This is a genomic window from Nocardia nepalensis (assembly GCF_048910785.1).
GTDB classification, from domain to species: domain Bacteria; phylum Actinomycetota; class Actinomycetes; order Mycobacteriales; family Mycobacteriaceae; genus Nocardia; species Nocardia nepalensis.
Map to the genome: position 1 here is coordinate 77,006 of NZ_JBKBET010000028.1, position 21,816 is coordinate 98,821.

Here is a 21,816-nt window from a genome sequence, read left to right on the forward strand (position 1 = left end):
AATGGGACGAATGCAAGGACAGGTCGCCCTCGTCACCGGCGGCGGCGACGGCATCGGTCGCGCCGTGGTCGGGCGGTACGTGCGCGAAGGCGCGAAAGTCATTGTACTGGAACGAGACAAGCGGCTCGCCGAAGAGGTCGAGGAGCGCTACCCGGAACGGGTCGCCGCCGTGATCGGCGACGCCCGTGACCCGGCCACGCACGTCGCGGCCACCGAATGCGCGCTCACGGTGTTCGGACGGCTGGACACCTATGTCGGAAACGTCGGCGTGTACGACTACGGCGCAAAGCTCGACGATCTCGAACTCGCCGAGCTGCCGGGCAATTTCCACGAGCTCTTCGCCACCAACGTGCTCGGCTATCTGTTGGGGGTGCGGGCGGCGAGCTCGGCGCTGCGCGCCAACCGGGGCTCGGTCATCCTCACCGGCTCCTCGAGCGGATCGTACGCGGGCGGTGGCGGTGCATTGTATGTGGCGTCCAAGCACGCGGTGGTCGGGCTGGTCCGCCAACTCGCCTACGAATTCGCACCGGACGTGCGCGTCAACGGCATCGCGCCCGGGGCCACCCGCACCGGTCTGACCGGGGTGGCCGCCCTCGGCGGCGACCGCCGCCTGCGCGAGGAGACCGGGCTGCTCGACGGCATCGCCAAGACGATCCCGCTCGGATTCGTCAGCGAGCCCGAACACCACACCGGTCTCTACGTCGCACTGGCCTGCCCCGCCGACACCGGATTCGTCACCGGCGCGGTCCTGCCCAGCGACGGCGGGCTGGAAGTGCGCGGGCGGCGGGCCGCGCGCCCGACCGCCCTGGAGCAGCCGTGATGACGCGCCCGGACCGCGTGGTCGTGGTGGGTGGCGGCCTGGCCGGGCACACCGCGGCGGTGACCTTGCGCTCGTACGGCTTCCAGGGACGGCTCACGGTGATCACACAGGAGCCGACCGGCCCCTACGATCGTCCGCCGCTGTCGAAGGAGCTGCTGGCGGGACGGCCGATTCAGCCCGCACTGAGCCCCGGCCTCCGCGATCTCGACATCGAACTGCACACCGAGACCGTGGCGGTCGGCATCTGCCCGGGCGAAATCCTCACCACCGCAGGCGGATTCCCCTTCGACGCCGCCGTGCTCGCCCCCGGGCTCCGGCCGCGCCGACTGCCGAGCGGACCCGGCGCGCCATCGGCTCGCGTCCTGCGGAACGTCGAAGACGCCGTGGGGCTGCGTGCCGAACTGGTCGCGGGCCGCAGGGTGCTGATCGTCGGCGCGGGGCTGATCGGGGCCGAGGTGGCCACGGCCGCCGCGACCGCAGGCTGCCGGGTCTCGGTGATCGGCCCCGACCTCGGCCCGGCCCTGGCCGGAGTACCCGATTCGGCGCTCGATGAGATCCGAGGCTGGTACGACGAGTGCGGTATCCGGCTCACCACCGGGGTCACGGTCCTCGAAACCACCCCCGCCGGAGTGCTACTCGGCGATTCCAGCCGTCGCGCCGCTGACCTGGTGGTCGCCGCGATCGGCGGAGCACCGGCGACGGCATGGCTGGACCGGTCACCGATCGGCCTGGATCCGGCGGGGTTCATCACCGCGGACGAACGGCTGCGCACCGGCCTGCACGGCGTCTACGCGGCGGGCGACGCGATCGCCTGGCCCTCGGCCCGCTACGGCTGCGTGATGCGTCTCGAACACTGGCACCACGCGGCCGACTCCGCGCAGATCGCCGCCCGAAACATACTCGGCGCCAACGAATCCTACGATCCGCTGCCCTACTTCTGGTCGCATCAGCTCGGCCACAGCCTGCACTACATCGGCCGCCACGGCCCGGCGGACAAGGCCGAGATCCGTCCGGACCCGCGCTCCGGCCGGGCGGTGACGTGGACCCGCGGCGGGCGGCCGGTGGCCGTTCTGGCCCTCGACGCGCCGCATGTGGTGCGACGCGCCCGCAAGGCGCTGGACCTGGCGGATCGACCGGAAATCGGTGTGGCGCAATGACGAATCGAAAGCGGGAGATTGAATCCGGTAATCGTCGTTTCGCCGACCTCGTCGAGTCGCTGCGCATCCCGGTGCTGGCGGCCCCGATGTTTCTGGTGTCGGGCACCGAGATGGTCACCGCCGCGGCGCGTTCCGGCGTCATCGGCACCTTCCCTGTCGCCAACGCACGCACCCTCGGGGATCTGGGCGGCATGGTCGCGGACATCACCGCGGGCGTCGGCGGGGGAGCGTGGGGTGTCAATCTCATCGTGCACCGCACCTATGACCGGCTCGACGCCGAGCTGGCCCTGTTGCACGAGGCCGCGCCGACGCTGGTGATCACCGCGCTCGGAACTCCCCGGCGCGCCCTCGAAGCCGTACATCGCTGGGGTGGAATGGTTTTCGCCGACATCAGCACTCCGGAGCAGGCTCGCCGAGCCATCGCCGCGGGCGCCGACGGCCTGTCCGCCGTGTGCTCGGGAGCCGGGGGCCATACCGGAAAATACAGCCCCTTCTCCCTGATCGCCGCCATCCGAGAATTCTGGGACGGACCGTTGCTCGCCGGCGGCGCGGTGTCCTCCGGCGCGGGCGTGCTGGCCATGCGCGTGCTCGGCGCCGACATCGTCACCGTCGGCACCCGGCTGCTCGCGACCGCGGAAAGCCTTGCCGCCGAGGGGCATCGGCGCATGGTGATCGACGCGACGATCGCCGACATCACCACCTCCGACAGCGTGACCGGGGTACCCGCGAACTGGCTCGCCGCGAGCCTGGACCGGCATCGGGCGGTGTCCGGCGGCCCGACCGGCATCGACTTCTCCGGGGCGATCGCCGATTCCAAGGCCTGGCGGGATGTGTGGTCGGCGGGGCAAGGAGTCGGCGCGGTCCGGCGCCGGGAATCGGTCGCCGAGGTCGTCTCCGCACTCAGCGCCGAATACGACGCGGCGCTGGCGGGCTTGCGAGCGGACTTCGCGTCTTCCACCGCTCCCATCGTCCATTGATCGACCCGCAAGAACTCGACAAGATCTATCTTTGCTCTACTGGAGGTTGTGGTGGCCGCTGTGACTACCGAGGAGATGACGGCTCGCCCGGAACGCGCGCCGTCCGCCAGCGTGGTCGAATGCCTGCGCCGGGCAATGACCGAGGCGCCCGATCGCACCGCGATCGTCTGCGGTGACCGGACGCTGACCTACTCCGAACTGGGCCGCTCGGCGGTGGGTCTGGCGCGGCGGCTGTCCGGCTCCGTGGTGGCCGGACGCCCCATAGCGGTCATCATGCCCAACGGGCCCGAGCTGTCGGCGGCGGTCTTCGCCGCCTGGCTGGCGGGCGCCCAGGTGGCCCTGATGAACCCCGGCTTCACCGATCGGGAACTGCGCCTGCTGCTCGAACGATCCGGGGCGAGTGCGGTGCTCACCGCGCCCGGCGTCGCCGATCAGGTTTCCCGTGCCGCGCGGTCGCTCGGGCTCGGGCTCATGGTGGTCGGCCTCGGCGAGCTGGCCCTCGAATCCTGGTACGGGGACGAGACTCTCCTCATTGCCGATGACCAGCTGCCCCCACCCGATCGGTTGGCGACCATGATGTTCACCGGCGGCACCACCGGAGTGCCCAAGGGCGTCGATCACACCCACCGCACCCTGATGCTCACCGTTCTCGGCATGGAGGATTGCTGGCCGACTCGGCCCGGCGCCGAGGTCTGGCTGAATGTGGCGCCCTCGTTTCATATTTGGGGGTTGCTGATGGGCGTCCTCAACCCGGTCTTCGGTCGGGCCACGGTGGTGATCTGCCAGGGATTCAAACCTGATGTGGTGGCCACCGCCATCCGTGATCACCGAGTCACCGTATTCGGCGGCGGCCCCGCCGAGATCTACGCCGGTCTATTGTCGAGCGAGCACACCAATCGCGAGAATCTGTCCACCGTGCGTGTCTGCCCGGGCGGCGGGTCACGGTTCTCGGCCGCCCTGCACGATCGCTGGCTGCGCCGCACCGGTGTGCAGATCCGCGAGGCCTACGGCATGACCGAACTCGCGCCGATCACCTGCAATCGCTCGGACACGCCCGTGCGGCCGGGTTCGGTCGGTCGGTCCGCCGCCGCGGTCGAGATTCGGGTGACGGATCCGGATGCGCCGGATCGGTTCAGGAATGCCCGGGAAGTCGGTGAGTTACAGGTCCGGGCACCGCATATGACCATCGGCTACCACGATCCGGCACACAATGACGGTGCTTTCACCGGTGGCTGGCTCAATACCGGGGATATCGGGTATCTCGACGAGGACGGCTTCCTGTTCATCGTCGACCGTAAGAAGGACATGCTCATAGTCGGCGGGTTCAACGTCTACCCGCGCGAGATCGACGAAACCCTCTGCGATTTCCCGGGGATCCTCGACGCCGCCACCGTGGGCGTTGCTGACGAGCGGCGTGGCGAGCGTCCCATCTCGTTCGTCGTCGTCGACAGCGGCGTGGTAATCGACCGAACGGAGCTGGCCGACTTCTGCGCGGCGAATCTGGCGCACTACAAACAACCCCGCGAGATCCGCATGCTGGGGCAGTTGCCGAAAACGGCTGCGAACAAGATAGATCGGGTCGCGTTGCGCAGGATGGCGTCGGAGATGTGAGGGTCGGCCGTCGCCCGTCGGGCCCTCGGCGCGCTTTCCGGATCGTTGTGCGGGCTAAGCTGACTGTTCGACTTCGAAGGAACTACTGGTGGGAGGCCCGCGCGTGGCTGCGTCAACGCCGGTCGAAGGGGAATCGGCCTGGGAGGACAAACGGCGGCGCATTCTCGACGGCGCCGCCGCCGTCTTCTCCGCGCGTGGGTACAGCAAGGGCACCACCAGGGAGATCGCTGCCCAGCTCGACCTGAGCCAGCCATCCATCTATCACTACGTCGGATCGAAGGCTGACCTGTTGCGCGAGATCGCGTTACAGGTCGATCGGGATATGACGACCGCGCTGCGCGACGGCCTGTCGGCGGGCAGCGATCCGGTCATCCAGCTGCGTGCGATCATCACCCGATTCACCTCCGCGGTGATCACCAACCATCTGACCTTCGCCGTCTACCGCAGCGAGCAGCGCTGGCTGGAGCCGACGGTGGCCGAGCAGGTGCAGCGCGATGAGCGCGAATTCGTCGCCACCGTCCGCGGTGTCGTCGAAAAGGTGCAGGCGCTGGGGCAGCTTCCGGACGCACCGTCCTCGGTGATCACCTTCGCGATTCTCAATATGGTCAGCGAAAGCCATCGCTGGTATCACCAGGATGGCTCGCTGGATCCCGCATCGATCGCCGACGCCTACTGCAAACTCATCGGGCTGCCGCCGCAGGAGTAACGGCAGCCCTACGCGACGGCGAACGCATCGAATTCGGCTGCACCGCAACCGGTTACTGTCAGTTGCTGTCCAGCTCGGTGAGTTCCCGTTCGATGGCTCGAACCGTACCCTGCGCCGTCGCGCACAGCACCGGTCCGCCCTCGGCGGGTACCGCGAAGATCCGGCATTCGCACACCGCCTGATGGCGGGTGGCATCGATCACGCGGGCGACCGCGCGCAGGCGGACGCCGTCGGCGGGGCGGAGCTAGGTGATGGAGAACCCGCCGGTCAGCACATTCGGGCCCAGGGCGGCACCGGGATAGGTGATGGTGTTGTCGGCGAGATAGGCCAGCACCCCGCCGTGGACGTAGCCGAACTGCTGGCGCAGATCATCGCGGAGGGGGATCTCCAAGGTGGCGCCGCCGGGCGTCGAAGGCGGTCAGTTCCGCGCCGAGCAGCGCGCTGAACGGCTGGACGGCCAGCACGGTGCGAGCCGACTCGGGGAGGGGACGGTGGTGGTCATGGGGCGGCTCCGGATGTGTCGGTGTGGTTGGGGCGCAGGGGGTTTGCCGGGGCAATCACTGGTGCACTTTGCTCTTGCGGACCTGGTCGCTGTGGATTCGCGCGCGAAGGAAGCGGACGTAGCGGCTGTGCTGGCTGCGGGGCGTGGTGCCCGGAACCAGTGCGGTCTCGGCGCGGTCGAGGGAGTCCTCGAGTGCGGCGTCATGCAGCCAGCGCCAGGCGAGGGCCCAGGTGAATCGATCCTTACCGTGGGTTCGCATGATCAACTCGTGTGTCAGGCGGGTGTGCCCGGAATCCAGCTCCTCCACGATGAATCCGTGCGTCCCGTCGAAACCGGCCGGGCGGTGGAAGCGGAACTTCACCTCGCGCCCGGGCACGTATTTGACACAGGTGTAGCGGATCGGTCCGTGACCGCCGGCGGCGTCGACTCCCAACGGTCGATCGAATCGCATCGCGGGCCAATGCTGGATCGGCCACAGCCGGTCGTCGTCGCTGGACAGGGTGTCGAGCAGGCGACCCACCGCCTCGGCATCGGCTGCGATCACCCGGCTGTGGATATTGCTCACCATCATCAGGACCTTTCATTTAGCGATTGCTCTCTAATTTCAATTAGAGGGTAATCTCCAATAGGTGTCAAGGAAACCCACGCACACCCTGGACTCGCTGCTGGACGCCGCCGCCGATCTGGCCGCCGCCCACGGCGCCGCGGCGGTCACCATGAGCGCGGTCGCGGCCGCGGTGGGCGCGCCCAGCGGCTCGGTCTACTACCGCTTTCCCGACCGGGCGGCGCTGCTGGCGGGTCTGTGGCTGCGCACGATCGACCGATTTCAGAACGGGTTTCTCGAGGCCCTGCGTATCGATCCCCCGCGGGAGGCCGCGATCAGGGCCGCCCATCACGTGATCGACTGGTCGCGCCGCCATCCGGCGGAGGTCGCGGTCCTGCTCTCGGGCCCGGAAGCTTTCGGGTTCGGGCAGTGGAACGCGGAATCCCGGGACGCGGCCGCCGCGCAGCAGGCTCGAATCGACGACGCGGTAGAAGAACTCGGCGATCGGCTGGGTTATCGCAGTCGCGCCGATCGGGAACGGTTGGCGCTGTTGATCATCGAGCTGCCCTATGCCGCCGTGCGGCGCTGCGCGCGCAAGTCCGACGCCGACCCGGCCGCGGCCGCGGTGGCCGTCGACCGGATCGTGCGTGACGCGCTCGGCGGCGAGATCTCGGATGTCGTCGTGGAGTCCGCGCACTTGCGCTGACGAGGTCGTCGAGCATCCGGTCGTGGCCGCTCCGGCAGGGGCGGGCCGTCAGCGACGGCTGTCGAAACCCCCTGCGGGGTCCAGGTATCGGGCGTCGTCCACCTGGTACAGCAGTTCGGTCATCGCGCGCAGGGCCAGGCCCAGGGTTTCGATCGCGGTGTTCTCGGCATGGTCAGGGGACCAGGTCGTCGGCTCGGTCATGGTCGGCTCCGAATCGGTGTCAGCGGATGGTGGGGGCGGCCAGGTGGTGGGTGGTGCGGCGCTGGTAGGCGTCGCCGGCGCGCAGCACGGTCGCCTCGTCGAAGTGCTTGCCGCTGATCGACATCGACAGCGGCACGCCGTCCGCCGACAGCCCGATCGGCAGGGCGAGGGTGGGGTTGCCGAGCGGGTTCCAGTAGGGGGTGTGCAGGGAGGCCAGCACATTCAGCGGCTGCAATTGGTCGATGGCGTCGAGTCGCGGTGCGCCGAGATGTCCGGTCGGAGTGGCGATGAGATCCACGTCGCCGAGCAGTTCGCTCATCCGCGCCGCCGCGATTCGCCGGACACGTTGTGCCTGTAGGTAATCCGAGGCGGAGACGGCCGATCCGGACGCCAGGATGACGCGGGTGGCCTGTCCGTAGTCCGCCCAACGGTCCCGCAGGGCCGAACGATGGTAGGTATGGGCCTCGGCCAGCATGACGACCACATCGACGGCCACCACCTCGGGATACATCGGCACGTCGACCGGGACGATGCGCGCTCCGGCTGCGGCGAGGACGTCCAGGGCGGCGGTGAACCGTTCCGGTTGGGCCGGATCGATGCCCGCGTTCGCGTAGCGGTCGAGGTTGTCGACTCCGATGGTGAGGCCGTCGAGATCGCCGGTGAGCGCGCCCAGGTAATCGTCGACCGAGGCGGTCGCGCTGTAGGAATCGGCGGGGTCGTGTCCAGCGATGACCGACAGCAGCAGGGCGCAATCGGCCGCGCTGCGGGCCATCGGCCCCACATGGTCCAGGGTGTAGCCCAGCGGCACCACGCCGGACTTGGGCACCCGGCCGAAAGTCGGCTTGAGACCGGTGATTGCGTTGAACGCGGCCGGGATTCGAATGCTCCCGGCGGTGTCGGTGCCGATCGCGGCCAGGAACATGCCGGTCGCGACGCCGCTGGCCGAACCGGAACTCGACCCGCCCGCCCAGCGCCGGGTGTCCCAGGCGTTGCGCGGGATCGGGAAGGGCTTGTCCGGATCCGGCACGCCCACGGCGAATTCCATGGTCGTGGTCTTCCCGGTGATGATCGCACCGGCGCGCTCGAGACGTCGCACCACCTCGGCATCGCCCGCGGCCGCGCCCCAGGCGGGGTCGAGCACCAGGCTCTGGGCGGTGGTCGATCCGTGTGCGCTGGCGAGAATGTCCTTGATGCCCAACGGTATTCCGTCCAGCGACGCCAGCGGCTGCCCGGCCGCGAGTTTGGCGTCGACGCGGGCGGCGCGGTCGCGGGCGTGATCATCGAATCGGGCCAGATACACGCCGACGCGGTCGTCGAGGGCGTCGGCGGCGGCCAGGCACTGTTCGAGGAGTTCGCCAGCGCTGATCTCGCCGCGGCGCAGTGCCGCCGCGGCCTTGGTGAGGGTGGCTATTCGGGTGGTCGTGGTCATGGGCGTCCTCCTCGGCGGGGGTTACGGGGTCAGGGATCGGGTCAGATCGATGCGGGGAATGTCACTGAACTTCATGACGACGTCACCCCGGAGAGCGCCGAGGGCATAGTCGACCGCCTGACCGTCCGAATTGCGAATCATCTGTTCCCACAGCAGGATCGGCTCGCCGCGCGCAGCGTCCAGCAGGGTGGCGGTGTACCCGTCCGCCGCGGCGGCCTGCACGGACAGATCGAAGCCCGCGACGGCCACATCGCCCGCGTGCAGCAGTGAGTAGAAGTCGGTCTCGAAGCGCAGCTGATCGACTCTCGACGCCTCGGGGGACCGCAGGTAGTTGGTGAAGACCGCCATCGGCCGGTCATCGACGAGCAACACGTAATCGATGCACAGGCAGTCGTCCTCGACCGCGACGCCGTCGAGGTGAGCGGCGACCGCGGTCGGCGCGGGCATCCAGGCCCAACGCAAGACACGCGGCGTGATGTGACCGTCCGCCAGATAGCTCTCGAACGGATTGCCCTGCGGCGGTACGACACCCGGCACCACGTACTCCTCGCGGACGGTCATGGTGCCGACGCCTCGCCGTCGTTCCACGAGGCCGTCACCGCGCAACAGGTCGAGCGCTTCGCGCACCACCTCCCGCGGCACCCGGTAGTGCGCCATCAGCTCGGGTTCGGCCGGGAGCCGACCGTCGGCGAAGGCGCCGCGGCGCATCTCGGCCCGCAGCAGGTCGCGCACCCGCCGCGCCGCCAATGGTGTGGCCCCGGACGTCATCCGGTCGGCGCGGTGACGCGGGGCCGATCGACCGGACCGGTCGCCCAGACCCGCGCCGTGCGCTCGATGCTGTCGATGATCGTGCATGAGGCCAGGCTGCGTGCTCGCGCCGTTACGCGGCGAATTATTGAGTTAACGCTGAGTTACGCCGGGATCTCCGCTGTGCGCGCTACTGATTATCTGCGGAAATGCCTGTCCGGCAACGATGTTTCGCCGACGGCTCCGCGGTCGCGTCGAGTACTCACCGCCACCGCGAAGACGGCGTCCGCGCGATTTCCAGAGGGTTCGACGACTTGCCGCCGAACCCTTTCGCAACGGCGATTACACGGCTTCGACGGTGTCCGGAACCCGGGCGGCTCGTCGGCTGCCCGCGATCAGCAAGCCAGTTGCGACCGCCATGATCGGCCACGGTGTGAGCAGCAGGACTACCGCGCCGAAGAGAGTCCACAGTCCGAGCGTCCACACGATGAACCGGGGGTGGGGTGATGCCGCGACGGTCCAGCCACAGCACGGTCATTCCGACCAGGACGAGCGGGACGCCGAAGCTGTCCAGCGACAACCACAGTGCGCTGTTGGCGGCGCTCATCGCGGCCAGGTCGTCGTGCCACAGCGCGCCCCTGAACCAGTCCCCGGCGTACCGCGCGGCCCGCATCAAGGTCAAGGCCAGAATCGTGTGCGCGGCGCCGAAGATGACGATCAACCGGCCCGCCCACGCGATCATCGGACGCCCCCGGTGACGTGCACGGCGCCGAGGCGTCCGGCCGAATCACGATGGCGCCATGCGCGATTCCAGCGCCGCAGCATCGCGGGGTAGACGATCAGGAGCCGGAACGGTTCGATACCCGCCAGGTACAGGCGGCCGAAGAGCCCATTCGGTTCGACCAGGACCGTCATGCGCAGCTCGTATCCGTCGGAGGTCGGCACCCAGCCGAAATGCGCCACACCGTGCACGGTTTCGTTCGCCAGTTCCAGCGCTGCCTCATCGTGGAGCTCGTACAACCGGGTGAACGGGCCGTCGTTCGACACGGTGGACCCCGTCGAATCCTGGAGATCGTCAGGCAGCCGCTCCCGTAACGACCGGACCCGGCCTCCGAGTCCCGCGCCGGGCCGGTCCCAGCCCAGCAGTGCCCCGAGCCGCCATCGCACCGCGAACAGGAACCGGCTCGCCGTGGAACCCGCCGATGGGCCGTCGCCCCCGCGCAGGGTGGCGAGGGCGAGCGGGAAATCATCCGGTCCGGCGCCCGGCGCGCGAAAGGTCCAGACGTCCTGCACGTGGAAGTCGGCCGCGATTTGATGGATCCGCCAAGGCATTTCGGTATATGCCGTGCGGGGGAGTCGATTGGACATGACACGGTCCTCCCGTGGGTTATACGGTTGCGTATAATCGAAGGCTAGATCTGTTATACGGTTCCGTACAACGCTGGAGTGAGGTGGATCACGGCATGGGCGCACTGCGCACGCCACGCGAAACATGGATCGACGCAGGGCTTTCGGCGTTGGCGTCCGGAGGCGTCGACGCCGTGCGCGTCGAAACCCTCGCCAAGGCCCTCGGTGTCACCAAGGGTGGGTTCTACGGCTACTTCGCCGACCGCGACGCGCTGCTGACGGCGATGCTCGACACCTGGGAGCGCGAAGCCGTCGACAATGTGCTCGACGAGATCGCGAGATCCGACGGCAGCGTGCTCGACAAGGCTCGGCTGGCGGGCCATCTCACCTTCTCCGGTGACCGGCTGCTACCCATCGATTTGGCCATCCGTGACTGGGCGCGCCGTGACGCCGCCGTCGCCGAACGCCTGCGCCGGGTGGACAACCGGCGCATGGACCTGCTGCGCGACGCGATCGGCACCATCTGCTCGGACCCCGACGAGGTCGAGGCCCGCAGCATGCTCGCCTTCTGCGCGGCTATCGGCAGCCATTTCCTGGCCGCTGATCACCCCGACCGTACCCGGGAAGAGGTCATCGCGCGAGCGGGCGACCTGATCCTGAATCGTCCGGCGGGTGCGTGAGATGGCCGGCGGTGGCACGACATCCGGCAAAAGCGTTGAGGTACACGGGATCTTCCAGAAGATCGCGGGCTACTACGACCTGATGAACCGACTCATGACCCTTGGCCGTCATCGCCGGTGGTGTCGTGAGGTTGCCGAGCGCGCGGTCCCGCCCGAGAACGGGCAGGTGCTCGATCTCGCCACCGGTACGGGTGCGATCGCGTTGGAGGTGGCCCGTAGGTATCCCGCGGCGACCGTCGTCGGCGCCGACTTCTCCGAGCGAATGCTGGCGCACGCGAAGGTGAAACCGGGAGCCGACGCCATCCAGTGGCGACACGCCGACGCCGCCGACCTGCCGTTCGGCGACGAATCCTTCGATGCGATCACCGAGGGGTACCTGCTGCGCAATGTCGACGACCTCGAAGGGGTGCTGCGCGAACAACATCGGGTGCTCCGGCCCGGGGCCCGCCTCGTCGTTCTCGAGACCTGCCCGCCCAGCGGGCCGGTCCGGCCGATCGTGGAGTGGGGGATGCGCATCATCGTCCCGCTGCTGGGGCAGGTGGTGTCCGGCGACCGCTCGTCCTACGCCTATCTCGAATCCAGCACGCGCGCTTTCGAATCGCCGAGCCAGGTCGCTGATCTGTTGGGCCGCATGGGTTTCCGTGATATCGGCTGGCGCAGGAGGTTCTTCGGGACGAACGTCGTCCTGTGGGCCACCAAGGTGGGGTGAGACAGTCCCGGTCGCGTGATCACTGTGCCCCACCTCACCGGCCGAACCGGTTGTACGCACCCGTATAACTGACCTAACCTAGATGTTATACGCAGCCGTATAACATGTCAGGAGGGCGACTTCACCCTGATCGGGATCTCCAGCATAGCCAGCAGAAATCGCTGCTCATTCCGCTCTACGGTCCGGCCGTCGAAACCGGCAAGCGGAGACCGATCCTGCGTGATCCCAAGGCCGCGGAGATGGTCGAGGCCATCGACTACGACTTTGCCAGGTTAGACGGCGGGCGCAGCCTGTGGTGGCGACGCCCGCGCAGTGAATCCATGTAAATGCATTGTCGGGCTGTGTGTTTGCGCTCGATGCTCCGACGTCCGCGCCTATTGCTGCCGTGCCGCAGCTTCTTGGATGAGGTGCAGCAGGGCTCTAGCAGCGGCCGGCGTGAGGTCGGGGCGATCCTTGGGGACGATGACTTCGAGTTCGGTTGAGCTCACGTTGTCGTGCGATAGGTGCGAGTAGGTCGACTGGGCGGTCTCGATCGAGGAGCCGAGCGGGTAAGCGTTGTACATGAAGCCATCTTCCAATTGGTGTGGCGAGCGGGGCAGTATACAAGGAAGGCCCTTGACGATATCGGTAGGCTGGCACGATATTCGTGATCTGGCGGTCTACGATCCATCGGGCCGACTGCCGGTTCTCAGGATTCTCTCAGCTGAACCCGTATTGAACCCCCACAGGACACCACCTGCGGTTTTGCAATGATTCGGCTCGAAAAAACACCCACGCTCCTGCATAACCGCAGGTAAAGCGGGTGACGTGGTGTAATGGTTGTGTCCGGAGGGGGACTTGAACCCCCACGCCCGATAAAGGGCACTAGCACCTCAAGCTAGCGCGTCTGCCATTCCGCCACCCGGACCGGTGTGCTCAGCAAGGTTATCGGATGTGGCCTCGTTGACCAAATCGCGGGTTTAGCTGGTGATTTCCGGGGCCGTGCGCTCGGGGAGCGCACGGCGCGCGGAGGGGGTCAGGCCAGTTCCTCGACGGTGCGTTCGAAGGCGAGGCGGCCGTGGCCGTCGGCGATCTGGCGGTCGAGCAGGTTCTTGATAGGGGCGATGATGTCGAGGGCGACTCCGGCGTCGCGGCTGGCGCGCACGATGGCGTCGACGGCGGGTTTGTGGAAGTCGAGGGGCTGGAAGGGGGCGGTGTAGTCGCCGGAGTCGATGACGCGGGCGTATTCGGGGATGAGCTGGGCCATGGCGGTGACCCACGGGACCGCCCGTTCGGCGAATGTGGCGGCCGGGACGCCGCTCGTGCGCAACATCGCGGCGCCGTGTAGGAAGCCGGTGAACATGGCGTACATATTCGACAGCAACGCGAAGTCGTACATCGATGCGAGTCCGGCATCGGTGCCGAAATAGTCTGCGGCGGCGAGCAATTCGAGGGTTTCGCGGTGTTCGTCGAAGAGCGCGGCCGAACCGCTGTAAAGGATGGAAGCGCCGGGCCGGCCGATCATGGCGGGAACGGCCATGATGCCGCCGTCGAGGTAGTCGATGTCGTGGGCGGCGGCCCAGGTGGCGAGTTCGCGGGCCTCTTCGGGGGCGGTGCTGGTCAGGTTGATCACCTGGCGGCCGGAGAGTTGGTCGGCGACCGGGTCGAGGGTGGCGTGCACGGAGGCGTGGTCGAGCAGGACGGCGATGATCGGACCGTGCTGGCCGATGGCGTCGGCAACCGTGGCCGCGCCATCGGCCCCTGCGGCGACCAGCGCGGCGTCCTTGCCGGGCGTCCGATTCCACACCGTGGTGGCCCTGCCGCCCTGCACCAGGGTCGCGGCCAGTGCCTGGCCCATCGCGCCGAGTCCGAGCACCGTCACCGGGGTGTGCTGAGTGTCCGACATCGCGGGTGTCATCTCCTTGAGGTTTGAGAACGTGGTGGTCAGCGCGCTGGGACCAAGGTTGCTCTTTGCCCGATATGTCGACAAGTACCTACTATTTGGTCGGGTACTTACCGCCACGTTTGTGAACAGGTAGCGAGGTCAGGCAATGGGCACAAAGAGATCCGGACCATACTTCTGCGGCATCGACGCGGCGATGGATGTGGTCGGCGGCAAGTGGAAGGCGTTGATCCTCTGGGAACTGGAGAACCACGGCGTGCGCCGATTCGGCGAACTGCGCCGCGGTCTGCCGGGAATCTCGGAGAAGATGCTGATCCAGCAGCTGCGCGAACTGGAGGAGGACGGCATCGTGGACCGCGAGATCTATCGCGAGGTGCCCCCGAAGGTCGAATATCGGCTGACCGAGTTGGGCAGCGCGCTCAATGTCGCACTGGAACCGCTGGGCGCGTGGGGTCGCGGCCGCATCGACCGCATCGGCGCCGATCGCGTCCACTTGCCCGCCTGAACGCTCACCCGAGAATCGGCAGCGTCCGTTCCTCGGCCAGCCGCGACAACGCCCGCTGCATGATCGCGGTGACGTAGTCGTAAGCGCGATCCAGATCCAGCTCCGACCCCAGCACTTCGCGCAGGTCGATCGGCGGCAGGAATTCGACAGTAACCTTCGCTGGCAACGGAATGTGCCCAGCGAGGTCGCTGATGTTCAGCCCCCACGGCAACGCCAGCGATATCGGGAAGACCTTCAGCCGCAGTGCCCGATCCAGCCGCAGCAGCCGGGCCAGTCGGTCGCCGCGGGTGAGCATCAGCGCGTTCTGCTGGGCGCCGTAGTTCACGAATGGCACGATCGGCACCCGCTCGTCCCAGGCCAGCCGCAGAAATCCGGTGCGTCCGGCGAAGTCGAGTCTGTCCTCCTCCCAGGTCGGGCGATGCACTTCCCAGTCGCCGCCGGGATACACCAGCACCGCCGCGCCACTGCGCAACGCGGCCTTGGCGCTGTCGGGATCGGCCGCCACCGTGCCGAAGTGGGCCAGGAACGAGCCGAGGACGGGCACGGCCATCACCAGATTGTGGGCGAGTTGGTAGAACGGTCGCTCCGGTCCGAAATAGCGCGCGAATGCGAGGGTGGTCACCAGCGCCTCCGGTGAAACGTTGCCACCGGAGTGGTTGCCTACCAGCAGTATCGGTCCGTCTTCGGGGATCCGCTCCATCCCGCGCACCTCCGCACGGAAATACGCGCGGGCCAGCCGCCACAACGGTCCGACCGTGCGGGCGATGAACGCGGGATCCCGGTTGCTCATATCCGCCTTGGGAATCCGCGCTCGCACCTGCCCGGCGACCCAGTCGGTCGCGAGGTCGATCGGCGGGGACGGCGGGTGCGGGAACTTCATGGGGACGGCTTTCCGATCAGGGTTTGGCCGAGAGATACCCAGCGAAGTCGCGACCACACCGCGTGGGCGATTGCGATCACCGTGAATCGACACGAACCCATGGGCGATTGCGCACCTCGCGACGACCACGAGTGCGTGGCGAGCACAGCCGTGGCGCCGCGCGCGCGGTATCAAGTGGTAGGAAAGGTTACGTGTCTGCAACTGGCGAAGTATCCGGTCCGAACACCACATCTCGTGCCGTGTCCGAGGTGGTCGAGTTGGTCAGTACGCTGATCCGCTTCGACACTTCCAACACCGGGGATCTGGCCACCACCAAGGGCGAGCGCGAATGCGCGCAGTGGGTAGCCGATCAGCTGCATCAGGCCGGTTATACGACCGAGTATGTGGAGTCGGGAGCGCCGGGGCGCGGAAATGTGTTCGCGCGGTTGAAGGGGGCCGATTCGAGTCGCGGTGCGCTGCTGATCCACGGACATCTGGATGTGGTGCCCGCCGAGGCCGCCGACTGGAGTGTGCACCCGTTCTCCGGTGCGGTGCGCGATGGCTACGTGTGGGGGCGCGGCGCGATCGATATGAAGGATATGGTCGGCATGATGCTGGCCATCGCCCGGCAGTTCAAGATCGAGGGCACGGTGCCGCCGCGCGATATCGTCTTCGCCTTCCTCGCCGATGAGGAGAACGGCGGCAAATGGGGGTCGCACTGGCTGGTCGAGAACCGACCCGATCTGTTCGCGGGGATCACCGAGGCGGTGGGGGAGGTCGGCGGCTTCTCGCTGACGGTTCCGCGCCCGGACGGCACCGAACGTCGGCTGTATCTGGTGGAGACCGCCGAGAAGGGGCTGGGCTGGATGCGGTTGCGCGCCAAGGCCCGTGCCGGCCACGGCTCGTTCCTGCACGAGGACAATGCGGTCACGATTCTGGCCGCGGCGGTGGCGCGACTTGGCAAACACACCTTCCCCCTGGTGCTTTCGGATTCGGTGGCCGAATTCCTGGCCTCGGTCGCCGAGGAGACCGGGTTGGAGTTCGACCCGTCCAGCCCCGATATCGAGGGTCAGCTCGCGAAGCTGGGCACCATTTCCCGCATCATCGGCGCCACGCTGCGCGATACCGCGAATCCGACCATGCTGCAGGCGGGTTACAAGGCGAATGTGATTCCGCAGACCGCGGAGGCGGTGGTGGACTGCCGGGTGGTGCCGGGACGGCAGGCCGCGTTCGAACGTGAGGTGGACGAGTTGATCGGCCCCGACGTCGAGCGCGAGTGGATCACCAAACTCGACTCCTACGAAACGACATTCGACGGGCATCTCGTCGATGCGATGAACGAGGCCATCCTCGCCCACGACCCGCAGGGCCGCACCGTGCCCTATATGCTCTCCGGCGGTACCGACGCGAAGGCCTTTGCCCGCTTGGGCATTCGCTGCTTCGGCTTCGCACCGCTGCAGCTGCCACCGGAATTGGACTTCACCGCGCTGTTCCACGGTGTCGACGAACGCGTTCCGGTGCGGGCGCTCGAATTCGGCACCCGGGTGCTGGAACACTTCCTGTTGAACAGCTGACGACCGAAAGGACACCATCGTGCCGGACTACTCCTACAACCCGTACGACGCACTGCCCCAAGTGCCAAGCTTCACGGTGACCTCGGAGGATGTCGCCGATGGCCAAACCTTCGCCAACGATCAGGTCAGCGGCGTCTTCGGCGCGGGCGGCAAGGATATCTCGCCGCAGCTGTCCTGGTCCGGATTCCCCGCGGAGACAAAGAGTTTCGCGATTACCGTCTACGATCCGGACGCGCCCACCGCCGCCGGTTTCTGGCACTGGGCGGTGGCCAATATTCCGGTGGGCACCACCTCGCTGCCGCGCGGCGCGGGTAGCGAGGGCGGTGTGCTGCCCGAGGGTTCGGTCACGCTGCGCAATGACGGCGCGTTCCCGGGATTCGTCGGCGCGGCGCCCCCGGCCGGGCACGGGTACCACCGCTACTTCATCGTCGTGCACGCGGTCGATGTGGAGCGGTTGGAGATCGACGAGAACGGCACGCCCGCCTATCTCGGCTTCAATCTGTTCTTCCACACCCTCGGGCGCGCCACCATCGTCGCCAAGTACGAGGTCGCGTAGAGCACCTGCCGCGCGAAATGATTGTGGCCCTGAGCGAAAAGCTCAGGGCCACAATCATTTCAACAGATTACGAGACGTTCACCACCGACTCGGGCAGCGGCGTGGTGTACAGCGTGCCGATCTCCTCGGCGTACTTGGCCGCGATCGGGTTGCGCTTGAGCTTCATCGTCGGGGTCAGCTCGTCGCCACCGGGCTCCCACGGCTTGCCGACCACGGTGAACCGCTTGATCTGCTCGACCCGCGACAGCTTGCGATTGCCCGCGACGACCGCGGCCAATACCTCGTCGAGGATTTCCTTGCGGGTGGCCAGCACGGCGAGATCGTCGGCGGGTGCGTCGATCTCCTTGGCGCGGATGGCGGCGGTGTCCGGATCGAGCACGATCAGCGCGGAGATGAACGGTTTGGCCTCACCGATCGCGACCACCTGACCGATCAGTGAGGACGCCGCCTTGACCGCGTTCTCGATATTGGTCGGGGAGATGTTCTTACCCGACTCGTTGATGATCAGTTCCTTCTTGCGGTCCACGATGCGCACGTATCCGTCGGCATCGATGGTGGCGACGTCGCCGGTGGCCAGCCAGCCGTCGCCATCGAGGGCCTCCTTGGTCTTCTCGGGCTGTTTGCGGTAGCCCGGCGTGACGATCGCACCGCGCACCAGCAGCTCTCCGTCCTCGCCCAACCGCAGTTCGACGCCCTCGACGGCGCGCCCGACCGAACCCGGTCGCGGCTTGGCCAATTCGGTGTAGGTGGCCACGCCGGTGGTCTCCGACATGCCCCACACCTCGCTGACCGTGAACCCGAGTCCGAGGAAGTATTCGAGGGTTTCCGCCGGAATCGCGGCCGCGCCGGAGGCGGCGACCTTCAGATTGTCCAGACCGAGCGCGGCCCGCAGCTTCGAGAGCACGAGCGCGTCGGCGACCTTGTACTGCGCGGCGAGCACCGGGCCGCGCCCCTTGCCCGCCAGATCGGCGCACGCGGCCGCGATGCCGGTGCCGATGGCCCAGTTCGCGAGCGCCCTCTTCACCGGGCTCGGTTCGGTGGCCAGCTTGCCGTCGATACCCGCCTTGATCTTCTGCCACACCCGCGGCACGCCGAAGAAGATGGTGGGACGCGCGTCCGGCAATGCGGCGGCGATCTCGCGCGGATCCGGCACGCAGGTGATGAGAATGCCGGTTAGCAGGCTGATGGCGTGCCCGGAGATGCGGTCGGCGACGTGCGCGGCGGGCAGGTAGGAGATGGCGCGGTCGTCGAAACCGACCCGCAGCGGGCCGTTGACCAGTGCGATGATCTGGGCCATCACATTGCGGTGGGTGATCTCCACCCCCTTGGACGGGCCGGTGGTGCCCGAGGTGTAGATCAGCGTGGCGAGATCGTCGGGGGTGACCGCCTGCCAGGCCGCGTCGAAATCGAAGTCGGCGGCCGGATCGGCCTCGAGGTCGGCGAGGCTGACCGTATCGGCGGCCGGACCGTCGACCACGACGATGTGCTCGAGCGCGACGCCCGCGCCCTTGATCACATCGAGGAAGGCGCGCTCGGTGATCACCACCTTGTTCTCGGCATTGGTGAACAGGTGGGCGATCTGCTCGGGCGAGCTGGTGTTGTAGACGGAGAACGGGGTGGCCCCCAGATGCAGTGCGGCCGTGTCGATCAGGTTGAATTCGGGCCGGTTGGTGAGCATGATGCCGACGGTGTCGCCGTGGCCGACCCCGAGTCCGGCCAGCCCCGCAGCCAGCGCCTTCACCCGCTCGCCGTACTCGCGCCAGCTGATCTCTGTGGTGCCGCCGACCGTCCGCAACGCGACCTGATCCGGCCGTAGCTTCACGGTCTCCTGGAACGCCTCGGGCACCGTATAAACCGTCTTGCCGGACTCGTGTGCGAAACCGATTTCTGTTGTCGTCATCTTCCCGTTTCCCGATATCTCTGGCGTGAACCGCGCCCAGCGCGCAACCGTGCGGTTCCCACACGGCCCGAGACCCGCTGCTACTGATAGATTGCAGGCGACTCTATCTCATCGTGTCACGCGGTGAGATAGTACCGAGTGGCGCGGCTCACTCATGGTAGCCAGATCCGGCGCGGGTGACGGTTGTTACTGCGGACTCGGCCTGGTGTCGAGATCAGGGCCGGGAATCTCGAATCCCGCCTCGCGTAGCACGACGACATCGGGATCGCGCGGCAGCGCCAAGTGCGGAATCGGCAGCATCTGGGGCGACGGCGGCGCGGCCGGACCCTTCAATTCGGCGGCGGGCATCGGAACCGAACCATCGCCTGCGCGCCAGATGTCTCCCACGCCCACTATCGCGCGCGAAAGCGCATCGTGCTCCACCCTCGAGGTGAGCAGATCCTCCGGGATCGCATGACCACGAAGACGTTTGGCCTCGAGATAGGCGCGCGCTCGAGGGCTACGCGGCGGCACCACGACGGGAACGCACGTCACGACAATGCCCGCACACGCCACATCACGTACCTTGTCCGGGTTGTTGGTGAGCAGCCGCACCCGCGTGAGACCGAGGCCCGCCAGTGCTGTGGCGGCGCTCGCATAGGACCGCAGATCGGCTGGGCGACCGAGATTCTCATAGCTGGTGTACGAATCGGCGCCGGTGCGCTCGCTTTCGCGATACCCCTCGGCCTTGCCGACGAGACCCGCGCCGCGCCCCTCTTGTTCGAGATACAGCAGCACACCCGAGCCCTCGTCTTGCATTCTGTCCATCGATATCTCGAGCTGACCACCACAGTCGCAATCCTCGGATCCCAGTGCGTCGCCATATAGGCACCGAGAATGGATGCGCACCAAGGGATCCTCGACGAGTCGACCCAGCACCAGCAGGTAGCCCTCGGTCCGGCCGCCGGGCAACTCCACGACTTGGACCCGTAGCCTGCCGCCCTTTCGGGTCAGCCAGTGTTGGACCCCGATGTCATTCCGCGATGCCGTGGTCAAGTCGCCTCCAGTGCGGGGGGAGATATTCGAATGCCGTGACGTGACAACCAAACCGCGCCGGTGAAACCGCATACGCCCGCGGTCGCAAGGTACTTCGAGATCAATTGAAGCGATCTCCGCGTGTGCGCGCCACAAATACTCGACACGTCGGACCGCCCCATCGACAGGACTCGCCGACCCGGCAACCGATAGCTGTCCGCAGTCCGCATCTCCCATTTCGCTTGTCCCCGTGAGACTTCAGTGAGTCTGAGGCAGCTAGCTGAGACGAATGCTGCCATGTCATCTATCAGTCAGAAAGTGACTCATGTCACAGTCATTCGCGAGCGCTGATGATTTGCGAATGCCGTTATGCGCCAGCGACGGAAGTCGGATGCGTCGGTGCCCGCAGCAACGCCCGAACACATTTCAGCAGGGGAAAGCGAACATCGACCGCACGTCGACGCGGCCGGTAGCTCGACGTTCGTCCAGCAGACGATGCCGGTGCAGCGACAGAAACGCCGACCGTTAGCGGATCCGGTTGCCGCGCCGCTTCGGAACCCAACGCCACCGGCGCTCACGCACGAGTTGCGCACCGACTGCCCCCACCGCCATCATCGTTTCGATCGGGATCATGTGCCCGCGGCGGATCCGCTTTGCCTCGAGGTACTTTCGCGCGCGCTCACTGCGCGGCAAGGTGTGCAGCGGTTCGACCTCGACCTCGATGTCGGCTTGGCGCAGAGCGCGCACTTTGTCGGGATTGTTGGTGAGCAGGCGAACCGAGGTCAGTCCGAGTTGAGCGAGGGTGTCGGCAGCCCGTTTATACGATCTGGAATCCGGGCTTACGCCAAGTTTCACATAGCTGTCGAAGGTGTCGAGATCGCAGAGCTCGCTGGTCCGTAGTCCGCGCGCCTTGTTGATCAGCCCGGCGCCGCGTCCTTCCTGCTCCAGATAGACCAGGATCCCGGCGCCCTCGGCTTGTATGAGATCCATGGCCCGTTCCAGCTCTGGTCCGCAATCGCAGTCCTCGGACTGCAGCGCATCGCCGTAGAGGCAGCGGGAGTGGATCCGAACCAGGCAGCCGTTGGATACCTCGCCGATGAGCAGAGCGTGCCCGCCGTCGACGTCGTCCGGAATACGCAGCACTCGAACCTGCATTTCGCGCCCCTTGCGGGTCAGCCGATGTCCGGTCTCAGCGAGGCTCGACGCCGCAGTAGTCATGCTCCTCCGATGCATACGATCGACAGCCTTGCAGGTGATGTGACACGGCAACGCGAGAGAGCGAGAAACTGAACTGGGCACCATCGCGCCGGTCGCTCGACAAGATCGTCTCCCGACCCGATGGAACGTGACATTATATCAGTCGAGACAACTTTGCGACTCCTGCGACAAG

At 67.1% G+C, this 21,816-nt stretch carries 24 protein-coding genes, 1 tRNA gene and 1 pseudogene; 12 read left to right on the forward strand and 14 right to left on the reverse strand.

The features are described from left to right. Position 1 precedes the first annotated feature (1 nt). From ACHQ4I_RS21080 to ACHQ4I_RS21100, 5 genes are all read left to right on the forward strand, one after another. A complete protein-coding gene (locus tag ACHQ4I_RS21080; RefSeq protein WP_420773515.1) occupies positions 2 to 820 on the forward strand; it encodes an SDR family NAD(P)-dependent oxidoreductase in 819 nt (272 codons plus the stop codon). Next, a complete protein-coding gene (locus ACHQ4I_RS21085) occupies positions 820 to 1,977 on the forward strand; it encodes an NAD(P)/FAD-dependent oxidoreductase (RefSeq protein ID WP_420773516.1) in 1,158 nt (385 codons plus the stop codon). Before ACHQ4I_RS21080 ends, ACHQ4I_RS21085 begins: the two co-directional genes overlap by 1 nt. Continuing rightward, positions 1,974 to 2,954 carry an NAD(P)H-dependent flavin oxidoreductase gene (locus tag ACHQ4I_RS21090; RefSeq protein ID WP_420773517.1) on the forward strand — a complete coding sequence of 327 codons (981 nt, stop codon included), beginning with the start codon at positions 1,974 to 1,976 and terminating at the stop codon, positions 2,952 to 2,954. The genes ACHQ4I_RS21085 and ACHQ4I_RS21090 overlap by 4 nt, the downstream gene beginning before the upstream one ends. Before the next feature lie 51 nt (positions 2,955 to 3,005). Beyond that, positions 3,006 to 4,565, forward strand: a complete 1,560-nt coding sequence (locus tag ACHQ4I_RS21095; RefSeq protein WP_420773518.1) for a class I adenylate-forming enzyme family protein — start codon at positions 3,006 to 3,008, stop codon at positions 4,563 to 4,565. Positions 4,566 to 4,668: 103 nt separating this feature from the next. Next, a complete protein-coding gene (locus ACHQ4I_RS21100) occupies positions 4,669 to 5,271 on the forward strand; it encodes a TetR/AcrR family transcriptional regulator (protein WP_420773519.1) in 603 nt (200 codons plus the stop codon). A 58-nt stretch (positions 5,272 to 5,329) separates the two neighbouring features. Here ACHQ4I_RS21100 and ACHQ4I_RS21105 read toward each other — a convergent pair. Together ACHQ4I_RS21105 and ACHQ4I_RS21110 are read right to left on the reverse strand one after the other, a co-directional pair. After that, positions 5,330 to 5,735: pseudogene (locus ACHQ4I_RS21105) on the reverse strand (PaaI family thioesterase). Between the two features lie 93 nt (positions 5,736 to 5,828). Then, positions 5,829 to 6,344, reverse strand: a complete 516-nt coding sequence (locus ACHQ4I_RS21110; protein ID WP_420773520.1) for an SRPBCC family protein — start codon at positions 6,342 to 6,344, stop codon at positions 5,829 to 5,831. A gap of 58 nt (positions 6,345 to 6,402) precedes the next feature. Between ACHQ4I_RS21110 and ACHQ4I_RS21115 the strand changes: the two genes are divergently transcribed. Further along, on the forward strand, positions 6,403 to 7,023 hold the full coding sequence (locus ACHQ4I_RS21115; protein ID WP_420773521.1) for a TetR/AcrR family transcriptional regulator: 621 nt from the start codon (positions 6,403 to 6,405) through the stop codon (positions 7,021 to 7,023). 48 nt (positions 7,024 to 7,071) lie between these two features. Here ACHQ4I_RS21115 and ACHQ4I_RS21120 read toward each other — a convergent pair whose 3' ends face one another. The 5 genes from ACHQ4I_RS21120 to ACHQ4I_RS21140 all read right to left on the reverse strand — a co-directional run bounded on the left by ACHQ4I_RS21120 (position 7,072) and on the right by ACHQ4I_RS21140 (position 10,768). After that, positions 7,072 to 7,224, reverse strand: a complete 153-nt coding sequence (locus ACHQ4I_RS21120; RefSeq protein WP_420773522.1) for a hypothetical protein — start codon at positions 7,222 to 7,224, stop codon at positions 7,072 to 7,074. Between the two features lie 19 nt (positions 7,225 to 7,243). Further along, positions 7,244 to 8,653: an amidase gene (locus ACHQ4I_RS21125; RefSeq protein ID WP_420773523.1), complete on the reverse strand. Its 1,410-nt coding sequence runs from the start codon at positions 8,651 to 8,653 to the stop codon at positions 7,244 to 7,246. A 21-nt stretch (positions 8,654 to 8,674) separates the two neighbouring features. Then, positions 8,675 to 9,508 carry a GntR family transcriptional regulator gene (locus ACHQ4I_RS21130; protein ID WP_420773524.1) on the reverse strand — a complete coding sequence of 278 codons (834 nt, stop codon included), beginning with the start codon at positions 9,506 to 9,508 and terminating at the stop codon, positions 8,675 to 8,677. Positions 9,509 to 9,662: 154 nt separating this feature from the next. Next, positions 9,663 to 10,142 (reverse strand): hypothetical protein, encoded by a 480-nt coding sequence (locus tag ACHQ4I_RS21135; RefSeq protein ID WP_420773525.1) that lies wholly within the window; start codon positions 10,140 to 10,142, stop codon positions 9,663 to 9,665. Continuing rightward, positions 10,139 to 10,768 carry a DUF2867 domain-containing protein gene (locus ACHQ4I_RS21140; RefSeq protein WP_420773526.1) on the reverse strand — a complete coding sequence of 210 codons (630 nt, stop codon included), beginning with the start codon at positions 10,766 to 10,768 and terminating at the stop codon, positions 10,139 to 10,141. Before ACHQ4I_RS21140 ends, ACHQ4I_RS21135 begins: the two co-directional genes overlap by 4 nt. Positions 10,769 to 10,863: 95 nt before the next feature. Here ACHQ4I_RS21140 and ACHQ4I_RS21145 point away from each other — a divergent pair, with 95 nt between their 5' ends. The 3 genes from ACHQ4I_RS21145 (at position 10,864) to ACHQ4I_RS21155 (ending at position 12,462) form a co-directional block, all read left to right on the forward strand. Next, entirely contained in the window at positions 10,864 to 11,427 is a 564-nt protein-coding gene (locus ACHQ4I_RS21145) for a TetR/AcrR family transcriptional regulator (RefSeq protein WP_420773527.1), read from the forward strand. Between the two features lies 1 nt (position 11,428). Further along, positions 11,429 to 12,136 carry a ubiquinone/menaquinone biosynthesis methyltransferase gene (locus ACHQ4I_RS21150; protein ID WP_420774162.1) on the forward strand — a complete coding sequence of 236 codons (708 nt, stop codon included), beginning with the start codon at positions 11,429 to 11,431 and terminating at the stop codon, positions 12,134 to 12,136. Between the two features lie 104 nt (positions 12,137 to 12,240). Beyond that, positions 12,241 to 12,462: a hypothetical protein gene (locus ACHQ4I_RS21155; RefSeq protein ID WP_420773528.1), complete on the forward strand. Its 222-nt coding sequence runs from the start codon at positions 12,241 to 12,243 to the stop codon at positions 12,460 to 12,462. A gap of 48 nt (positions 12,463 to 12,510) precedes the next feature. Here ACHQ4I_RS21155 and ACHQ4I_RS21160 read toward each other — a convergent pair whose 3' ends face one another. The 3 genes from ACHQ4I_RS21160 to ACHQ4I_RS21170 form a co-directional block, all read right to left on the reverse strand. Then, the gene (locus ACHQ4I_RS21160) at positions 12,511 to 12,699 is read right to left on the reverse strand and encodes a hypothetical protein (protein WP_420773529.1); all 189 of its coding nucleotides are present in this window, start codon (positions 12,697 to 12,699) and stop codon (positions 12,511 to 12,513) included. Between the two features lie 259 nt (positions 12,700 to 12,958). Next, a tRNA-Leu gene (locus ACHQ4I_RS21165) sits at positions 12,959 to 13,043 on the reverse strand. A gap of 108 nt (positions 13,044 to 13,151) precedes the next feature. Further along, entirely contained in the window at positions 13,152 to 14,021 is an 870-nt protein-coding gene (locus ACHQ4I_RS21170) for an NAD(P)-dependent oxidoreductase (RefSeq protein ID WP_420773530.1), read from the reverse strand. Between the two features lie 145 nt (positions 14,022 to 14,166). On the opposite strand from ACHQ4I_RS21170, the gene ACHQ4I_RS21175 reads away from it, so the two are divergent. Further along, positions 14,167 to 14,523, forward strand: coding sequence for a winged helix-turn-helix transcriptional regulator (locus ACHQ4I_RS21175; RefSeq protein WP_420773531.1), 357 nt, complete (start codon positions 14,167 to 14,169; stop codon positions 14,521 to 14,523). A 4-nt stretch (positions 14,524 to 14,527) separates the two neighbouring features. Here the strand turns inward: ACHQ4I_RS21175 and ACHQ4I_RS21180 are convergent, their stop codons facing one another. Continuing rightward, positions 14,528 to 15,403: a lysophospholipid acyltransferase family protein gene (locus ACHQ4I_RS21180; protein ID WP_420773532.1), complete on the reverse strand. Its 876-nt coding sequence runs from the start codon at positions 15,401 to 15,403 to the stop codon at positions 14,528 to 14,530. Between the two features lie 191 nt (positions 15,404 to 15,594). Here ACHQ4I_RS21180 and ACHQ4I_RS21185 point away from each other — a divergent pair, with 191 nt between their 5' ends. Together ACHQ4I_RS21185 and ACHQ4I_RS21190 are read left to right on the forward strand one after the other, a co-directional pair. Then, on the forward strand, positions 15,595 to 16,956 hold the full coding sequence (locus ACHQ4I_RS21185; RefSeq protein WP_420773533.1) for a M20/M25/M40 family metallo-hydrolase: 1,362 nt from the start codon (positions 15,595 to 15,597) through the stop codon (positions 16,954 to 16,956). Positions 16,957 to 16,975: 19 nt separating this feature from the next. After that, positions 16,976 to 17,512 carry a YbhB/YbcL family Raf kinase inhibitor-like protein gene (locus ACHQ4I_RS21190; RefSeq protein WP_420773534.1) on the forward strand — a complete coding sequence of 179 codons (537 nt, stop codon included), beginning with the start codon at positions 16,976 to 16,978 and terminating at the stop codon, positions 17,510 to 17,512. A gap of 67 nt (positions 17,513 to 17,579) precedes the next feature. Here ACHQ4I_RS21190 and ACHQ4I_RS21195 read toward each other — a convergent pair whose 3' ends face one another. The 3 genes from ACHQ4I_RS21195 to ACHQ4I_RS21205 all read right to left on the reverse strand — a co-directional run bounded on the left by ACHQ4I_RS21195 (position 17,580) and on the right by ACHQ4I_RS21205 (position 21,644). Next, entirely contained in the window at positions 17,580 to 19,412 is a 1,833-nt protein-coding gene (locus tag ACHQ4I_RS21195) for an AMP-dependent synthetase/ligase (protein ID WP_420773535.1), read from the reverse strand. Positions 19,413 to 19,598: 186 nt separating this feature from the next. Continuing rightward, on the reverse strand, positions 19,599 to 20,447 hold the full coding sequence (locus tag ACHQ4I_RS21200) for a GTP cyclohydrolase II (protein WP_420773536.1): 849 nt from the start codon (positions 20,445 to 20,447) through the stop codon (positions 19,599 to 19,601). Between the two features lie 504 nt (positions 20,448 to 20,951). Further along, positions 20,952 to 21,644 carry a GTP cyclohydrolase II gene (locus ACHQ4I_RS21205; RefSeq protein ID WP_420773537.1) on the reverse strand — a complete coding sequence of 231 codons (693 nt, stop codon included), beginning with the start codon at positions 21,642 to 21,644 and terminating at the stop codon, positions 20,952 to 20,954. Positions 21,645 to 21,816 lie beyond the last annotated feature (172 nt).